This is a genomic window from Mesorhizobium sp. M2A.F.Ca.ET.067.02.1.1 (assembly GCF_004023285.1).
Lineage (GTDB): Bacteria > Pseudomonadota > Alphaproteobacteria > Rhizobiales > Rhizobiaceae > Mesorhizobium.
On the sequence record NZ_RZSB01000228.1, the window covers coordinates 1 to 8014 of the forward strand.

7 protein-coding genes are annotated in these 8014 nt (G+C 64.2%); all 7 read left to right on the plus strand.

The window, feature by feature from the left end; genetic code table 11:
* Window positions 1-432, plus strand: a 432-nt coding sequence (gene mraY / locus EOA28_RS17000; RefSeq protein WP_128315079.1) for a phospho-N-acetylmuramoyl-pentapeptide-transferase, incomplete at its 5' end; no start/stop codon positions are given.
* Window positions 433-443: 11 nt separating this feature from the next.
* Window positions 444-1847, plus strand: a complete 1404-nt coding sequence (gene murD, locus EOA28_RS17005) for a UDP-N-acetylmuramoyl-L-alanine--D-glutamate ligase (protein ID WP_127250287.1) — start codon at window positions 444-446, stop codon at window positions 1845-1847.
* Entirely contained in the window at window positions 1847-2998 is a 1152-nt protein-coding gene (gene ftsW / locus EOA28_RS17010) for a putative lipid II flippase FtsW (protein WP_127250288.1), read from the plus strand. Before murD ends, ftsW begins: the two co-directional genes overlap by 1 nt.
* 6 nt (window positions 2999-3004) lie before the next feature.
* A complete protein-coding gene (gene murG, locus EOA28_RS17015; protein WP_127250289.1) occupies window positions 3005-4129 on the plus strand; it encodes an undecaprenyldiphospho-muramoylpentapeptide beta-N-acetylglucosaminyltransferase in 1125 nt (374 codons plus the stop codon).
* Window positions 4126-5532 carry a UDP-N-acetylmuramate--L-alanine ligase gene (murC, locus tag EOA28_RS17020; protein WP_127250290.1) on the plus strand — a complete coding sequence of 469 codons (1407 nt, stop codon included), beginning with the start codon at window positions 4126-4128 and terminating at the stop codon, window positions 5530-5532. Before murG ends, murC begins: the two co-directional genes overlap by 4 nt.
* Window positions 5529-6494, plus strand: a complete 966-nt coding sequence (gene murB, locus EOA28_RS17025) for a UDP-N-acetylmuramate dehydrogenase (RefSeq protein WP_127250291.1) — start codon at window positions 5529-5531, stop codon at window positions 6492-6494. Before murC ends, murB begins: the two co-directional genes overlap by 4 nt.
* A 481-nt stretch (window positions 6495-6975) precedes the next feature.
* Window positions 6976-7902 (plus strand): D-alanine--D-alanine ligase, encoded by a 927-nt coding sequence (locus EOA28_RS17030; protein ID WP_127250292.1) that lies wholly within the window; start codon window positions 6976-6978, stop codon window positions 7900-7902.
* Window positions 7903-8014: the final 112 nt, after the last annotated feature.

Below are 8014 nucleotides of genomic sequence, written 5' to 3' on the forward strand. Positions count from 1 at the left end.
CTCTCGGGCAACGCGGTCTTCGCCGAATATCTGCAGATCCATTTCGTTCCCGGCACCGGTGAGCTCGCCGTCGTGCTCGGCGCGGTGATCGGCGCCGGCCTCGGCTTCCTCTGGTTCAACGCACCGCCGGCCGCGATCTTCATGGGCGACACCGGCTCGCTGGCGATGGGCGGCCTGATCGGCACCATCGCCGTCGCCACCAAGCACGAGATCGTGCTGGTCATCGTCGGCGGCCTGTTCGTGGTCGAGATTTTCTCGGTCATCATCCAGGTCGGCTACTTCAAGATGACCGGCAAGCGCGTCTTCCTGATGGCGCCGATCCATCACCATTTCGAAAAGCTCGGCTGGACCGAAAGCCAGGTGGTGATCCGCTTCTGGATCATCGCCGTCATCCTGGCGCTGGTCGGCCTCTCCACCCTCAAGCTCAGATAGGACCAGCCCGCTTGATCCCCGCCGCTTCCTTCTCAGGCAAACGCGTTTCGCTCTTCGGGCTCGGCGGCTCGGGGATTGCCACCGCGTATGCGCTGATCGCGGGCGGTGCCGAGGTGCTGGCCTGGGACGACAATCCTGAAAGTGTCGCCAAGGCAGCGGCCGCGGGCATCGCGACGGGCGATCTGCGCGCCGCCGATTGGCCGCGCTTCGCCGCCTTCGTGCTGTCGCCAGGGGTGCCGCTGACGCATCCGAAGCCGCATTGGACGGTGGAGCTGGCGCGCGGCGCCGGCGTCGAGGTGATCGGCGATATCGAGCTGTTCTGCCGCGAGCGCATCGCCCGCGCGCCGGCGGCACCCTTCATCGCGATCACCGGCACCAACGGCAAATCGACGACGACGGCGCTGACGGCGCATATATTGAAGTCGGCGGGACGCGACACGCAGATGGGCGGCAATATCGGCCGCGCCATCATGACGCTCGATCCGCCCGAACCGAAGCGGCACTATGTGGTGGAGTGCTCCTCCTACCAGATCGACCTCGCGCCCTCGATCAACCCCACCGCCGGCATCCTGCTCAACCTGACGCCCGATCATCTCGACCGGCACGGCACGATGGCGCATTACGCCTCGATCAAGGAAAGGCTGGTCGCCGGCTCAGACACCGCGATCGTCGGCGTCGACGATTCCTGGGGCGCCCAGATCGCCGACCGGCTGGAGCGGGCAGGGCGGCAGGTCACCCGCATTTCCAAGCGCCTGCCTTTGACGGACGGCTATTTCGCCGACGGCACCAATCTGATGGAAGCCGTGCATGGCCGCTACAGCCGCGTCGCCTTCCTCGAGGGCATCGGCTCGCTGCGTGGCCAGCATAATGCGCAGAATGCGCTGGCCGCCGTCGTTGCCTGCCTCAAGGTCGGGCTCGAGCTTGGCGAAATCCAGGCAGGGCTCGAAAGCTTTCCCGGGCTGGCGCACCGCATGGAACAGGTCGGCCGCAAGGGCCATGTGCTGTTCGTCAACGATTCCAAGGCGACCAATGCCGACGCGGCTGCTCCCGCGCTGTCAAGCTTCCCCAGCCGCATCTACTGGATTGCCGGCGGCCTGCCCAAGGAAGGCGGCATCGAGCCCTTGCGCGGCTTCTTCCCGCGCATCGCCAAGGCCTATCTGATCGGCGAGGCGGCGCCCGCCTTCGCGGCGACGCTCGGCGAAGCCGTGCCCTACGAGATATCGGGAACGCTGGCGGCGGCGGTCGAGCATGCCGCCCATGACGCGGCGAGCGACGCCGGCGGCGAGGCCGTGGTGCTGCTTTCGCCGGCCTGCGCCAGTTTCGACCAGTTCAAGAATTTCGAAGTTCGCGGCGAAGCCTTCAGGCAAGCTGCGACTGCTATTGATGGTGTCAAACCCATCGGAGGGCCACTTTGATGCAAAGCCGTCTCGACAAAAGTCCTGTCGCCACCTGGTGGTGGACCATCGATCGCTGGTTTCTGGCGGCGTTCCTGTCGCTGATGGGACTGGGTATCGTGTTGTCCTTTGCCGCCAGCCCAGCGGTGGCCGAACGCATCGGCCTCAGCAGCTTTCACTTCGCCACCAGGCAGATCATCTTCACCATCCCGGCGCTCGCCGTGATGCTGGCGGTCTCCTTCCTGCAGGCGAGGCAGATAAGGCGCATGTCGCTGGTGCTGATCTGTGTCATGCTGGTGCTGATGGTGGCAGTGCTCTACGTCGGTGTCGAGGTGAAGGGCGCGCGGCGTTGGGTGTCGCTCGCCGGCCTGTCCATCCAGCCGTCCGAGTTCCTGAAGCCGGCCTTCGTCATCATCTGCGCCTGGCTGTTTGCCGAGCATAAGCGCCAGCTCGACATCCCCGGCAATCTGTTCGCCCTCCTGCTTCTGGTCCTCGTGGTTTCTCTTCTGGTCGCCCAGCCCGATCTTGGCCAGACCATGCTGGTCACCGGCACCTGGGGCGTTATGTTCTTCATGGCCGGCCTGCCGTGGCTGTGGATCATGGCCCTCGGCATCACTGGTGCGAGTGGCCTGTTCGCCGCTTATACGGTGTTCCCGCACGTTGCCTTGCGCATCAACAAGTTCCTGACCGGCGAGGGCGATACGTTTCAGGTCGATATGGGCCGCGAGGCACTGATCAACGGCAGCTGGTTCGGGGTTGGGCCGGGTGAAGGAACCGTCAAGCGCATTGTTCCGGATGCTCATACCGACTTCGTGTTCTCGGTCGCGGGCGAGGAATTCGGCCTGATCATGTGCTTCTTCATCATGTCGATCTTCGCCTTCATCGTGCTGCGCGGCCTGAGCATCGCGCTCAAGGAGCATGACGATTTCACCCGCTACGCGGTGGGCGGTCTCGTCACCATCTTCGGCTTGCAGTCGGCAATCAACATGTGCGTCAACCTGCAGCTGATGCCCGCCAAGGGCATGACGCTGCCCTTCATCTCCTATGGCGGCTCCTCGCAGATCGCCATCGCCGTCTCGATGGGCATGGTGCTGGCATTGACGCGCAAGCGTCCGGAAAAGCGCAAGCAGATGGGCTTCGTCCTCGCGCAGCGCGCAATCCCGGCGGAATGAGGCGGGATGGCGAAGGGTGTCATCCTGCTTGCAGCCGGCGGAACGGGCGGACACCTGTTTCCGGCCGAGGCGCTCGCGCATGAGCTGATCGAACGCGGCTGGAAGGTGCATCTTGCCACCGACCGGCGCGCCGAGCGCTATTCCGGACAGTTTCCCGCCGCCGACATCCATGCGGTCCCGTCGGCGACGCTGGGCTCGAAAAATCCGGTCGCCGTGGTCTCGGCGTTCTGGAAGATCTGGCAGGGCGTGCGCGAAGCAAGCCGGATCATCGCCCGGATCAAGCCGGAGGCGGTCGTCGGCTTCGGCGGCTATCCGACGCTGCCGCCGCTCTATGCGGCGACAAGGCGCAAGGTGCCGACGCTGATCCACGAGCAGAACGCCGTCATGGGTCGTGCCAACAAGGCGCTTGCCGGCCGCGTCGACGCGATTGCCGGCGGCTTCCTGCCGGAAGGCGCGAGCGCCGACGGCGCAAAGACGGTGACCACCGGCAATCCGGTCAGGCCGCAGGTGCTCGAGGCAGCGAAGACGCCCTATGCGGCATCGAACGAAGGCGAGCCGTTCCGCCTGCTGGTGTTCGGAGGCAGCCAGGGCGCGCAGTTCTTTTCCGATGCGGTTCCGGCGGCGGTCGCGCTGTTGCCGCAAGACCTGCGCAGGCGCCTGGTGATCACGCAACAGGCCCGCGCGGAGGATGTTGCGCGGGTGAAGGCGGCTTATGCCGAGCTCGGCGTCGACGTCCAGGTCTCGCCCTTCTTTACCGACATGGCGGCGCGCATGGCGGCGGCGCATCTGGTGATGTCGCGCTCCGGCGCCTCGACGGTTTCGGAGATCGCGGTCATCGGTCGGCCGGCGCTGCTGGTTCCTTATCCGCACGCGCTCGACCACGATCAGGCGGCGAATGCCGCGGCCCTTGCCGCCGCCGGCGGCGCCGAGCTCCATCCGCAGTCGACACTGTCGGCCGAACGGATTGCGCAACTGGTCGGCGGGCTGATGCAGGACCCGGACCGGCTGGCGGCCATGGCCGCCGCAGCCCGTTCGGCCGGGAAACCGAACGCGGCACGGTTGCTCGCCGATCTGACAGAGGCTATTGCGTCCGGCAAAACGGTTTCGGACTATAGGAGGACGCGCGCATGAAGATGCCGCAGACGATCGGCCTTGTGCATTTCATCGGCATCGGCGGCATCGGCATGAGTGGCATCGCCGAGGTGCTGCACAATCTCGGCTATAAGGTGCAGGGTTCCGACCAGGCCGACGGCGCCAATGTGCAGCGGCTGCGCGACAAGGGCATCGAATGCTTCGTCGGCCACAAGGCGGAGAATCTCGGCGATGCCGAAGTCGTCGTTGTTTCGACCGCGATCAAGAAATCCAACCCGGAACTGAGGGCTGCGCGGGAGAAGTTGCTTCCGATCGTGCGCCGGGCCGAGATGCTGGCCGAATTGATGCGCTTTCGCCAGGCGGTCGCCATCGGCGGCACGCATGGCAAGACGACCACCACCTCGATGGTGGCGACGCTGCTCGAGGCCGGCGGGCTCGATCCGACCGTCATCAATGGCGGCATCATCAACGCCTATGGCACCAATGCGCGAATGGGCGACGGCGAGTGGATGGTGGTCGAGGCGGATGAGAGCGACGGCACCTTCCTGAAACTGCCGGCCGACATCGCCGTCGTCACCAATATCGATCCTGAGCATCTCGACCATTATGGCAGCTTCGACAAGGTGCGCGAGGCCTTCCGCCAGTTCGTCGAGAACGTGCCGTTCTACGGCTTCGGCGTGATGTGCACCGATCATCCGGAGGTGCAGGCGCTGGTCGGCCGCATCGAGGACCGCCGCGTCATCACCTATGGCGAGAACGCGCAGGCCGATGTTCGCTTCACCAACCATCGCATGCTGGGCGCGATCTCGGAGTTCGACGTCTTGATCCGCGACCGCAAGGGGCGCGGCACCGCGACGATAACCGGCCTGCGCCTGCCTATGCCCGGCAAGCACAACGTCTCCAACGCGACGGCGGCGATCGCGGTCGCGCACGAGCTCGGCCTGTCGGATGACGCGATCAAGAAGGGTCTGTCGTCCTTCGCCGGCGTCAAGCGGCGCTTCACACACACCGGCTCGTGGAACGGTGTCGAGGTGTTCGACGATTACGGCCATCATCCGGTGGAGATCGCGGCGGTGCTGAAGGCCGCGCGCAGCGCCACCAAAGGGCGTGTGATTGCCATCGCGCAACCGCATCGCTTCACCAGGCTGCACGATCTGTTCAACGAATTCTCCGTCTGCTTCAACGACGCGGATACGGTGATGGTGGCGCCGGTCTATGCGGCAGGCGAGGAGCCTATCGAAGGCGTGACCTCCGATGCGCTGGTTGCGCGCATCCGTTCCGGCGGCCATCGCGACGCGCGCTATATCGATGGGCCGGCGGCGATCGCGCCAGCCGTTCGCGATCTTGCCAAGCCCGGCGATTTCGTCGTCTTCCTCGGCGCCGGCAACATAACGCAATGGGCTTACGCGCTGCCCAAGGAACTTGGCGGGACGCCCTCATGATGCGCGGCCAGGATCTCATCGACAAGCTCGGCGACAAGCTTTCGGGCCTGCGCGGCCGCATCACGCCGAACGCCGAGATGGACAAGATCACCTGGTTCCGCGCCGGCGGCCTGGCGGAGGCGCTGTTCCAGCCGGCCGACGAGGAAGACCTCGCCGCCTTCCTGCGCGCGGTGCCGGAAGAGATACCGGTCATGGTGGTCGGCGTCGGCTCGAATCTCCTGGTGCGTGACGGCGGCATTCCAGGTTTCGTCGTCAGGCTCTCTGCCAAGGGTTTCGGCGAGGCCGAGGCCACCGGACCGACCACGATCAAGGCGGGTGCTGCAACACCTGACAAGCGTGTCGCCGCCGTGGCGCATGAAGCCGGGATCGGCGGCTTCCATTTCTATCACGGCATCCCCGGCGCCATTGGCGGCGCGCTCAGGATGAATGCCGGCGCCAACGGCGTTGAGACCCGGGAGCGCGTGGTGGAGGTGACGGCGCTGGACCGTAAGGGCAATCTTCACACGCTCAGCAATGCCGATATGGGTTATACCTACCGCCACTCGTCCGCGCCCGCCGGACTGATCTTCACCTCCGCCATTTTCGAGGGGTTTCCGGAAGACAAGGCGGCGATCAAGGCGGCGATGGATGCCGTGCAGAACCATCGCGAGACGGTGCAGCCGATCCGCGAGAAAACCGGCGGCTCTACCTTCAAGAATCCGGAAGGCACCTCGGCCTGGAAGGAGATCGACAAGGCCGGCTGCCGCGGGCTGATGATCGGCGGCGCGCAGATGTCGCCGATGCATTGCAACTTCATGATCAACACCGGCACCGCGACCGGCTATGACCTCGAATATCTTGGCGAGACGGTGCGCGCGCGTGTGCTCGAGAATTCCGGCATCCGGCTGCACTGGGAGATCAAGCGCCTCGGCAATTTCCGGCCCGGTCATGAGGTGCAGGAGTTCCTCGGGCAACTCCTTTGAGGTGCGTTGATATTCAGGTGAGGCCGGCCTGCAAACGGCGGCTTCCTGCGCTTCCGGTGCTCACGTACTTTAGTACGCTCCGCTCCGGTTCTCGGATGCCACCTTGTTTGGTCGCTTCGCGCCCGTCTTCGACTCCGGCTCGGCCTGACCTGAATCTCAACGCACCTCAGCGAACTCGTTAGTTCAAGTACTACTTGAACTTCGGTGCTTCGCGGCGGCCTCAACCGTTGCTGCAAAGACTCAACAACACACTTTTCTCGGCTGTTTTCGCGGAAAGTGAATCTCTCGGAATCATAGGCACTTGCCAGCGAATCAACTCTCTGATTCTCTGCCCTGAAGCGTTTCCTAATTTGAGTCGTTCGACGCGTTCAGCCGCGTTTTCCGTCTGGGGGGGCAACCTGCCGGAAGCTCGGACTCAATGCTCGGGAATGCGGTGCGGGAATATCGGTTGCAGGCCCGGCGTGAGAGGGGATGATGGGAAATGAAGAAGAAGCATGTGGCTGTTCTCCTCGGTGGATTCTCCTCGGAGCGGCCCGTGTCTCTATCCTCGGGGAAGGCGTGTGCGGATGCGCTCGAGACTGAAGGCTATCAGGTCACCCGCGTCGATGTTTCGCGCGATGTTGGATCGGTGCTTGCCGAGCTCAAGCCCGACGTCGCCTTCAACGCGCTGCATGGCCCGTTCGGCGAGGACGGCACCATCCAGGGAATTCTCGAATATCTCGCAATTCCCTACACCCATTCGGGCGTGCTCGCTTCGGCGCTGGCCATGAACAAGGAGCAGGCCAAGAAGGTTGCCAAAGCGGCCGGCATTCCGGTCGCGGAATCCAAGGTGGTCAATCGCTTCGCCGTCAAGGATGTGCATCCGATGAAGCCGCCTTATGTGGTCAAACCGGTCAATGAGGGGTCGAGCTTCGGCGTCGTCATCGTGCATGAGGGGCAGTCGCATCCGCCGCAGGTGATCGGCTCAACCGAATGGCAATATGGCGAGACGGTCATGGTCGAGCGCTACATCCATGGGCGCGAATTGACCTGCGCGGTGATGGGCGATGTGGCGCTCGGCGTCTGCGAGATCATTCCGACCGGGCATACCTTCTACGACTACGACTCAAAATACGTGCCTGGCGGATCAAAACACGAAATCCCTGCTAAAATTTCACCGAATATTTACCAAAAAATACAGACACTGGCCCTCAAGGCTCATCTTGCCATTGGTTGCCGGGGCGTCTCCCGATCGGATTTCCGTTACGACGACCGTCACTCCGAAAACGGCGAGGTTGTCTGGCTCGAGGTCAACACTCAGCCGGGCATGACGCCGACGTCTCTGGTGCCCGAAATCGCCGCGCAAGCGGGACACTCGTTCGGCGATTTGTTGAGTTGGATGGTGGAGGACGCTTCGTGTCTGCGTTGAGGTGGGGACAGGGTAATGGCGGCAACGCGGCTGGTCCCGCGCTGTTCGGCGTGCCGCTGTCATTCGACCGTTTCGTCTTGCCGCGCCAGCACGCGCACCGGCCGGCGAAGCT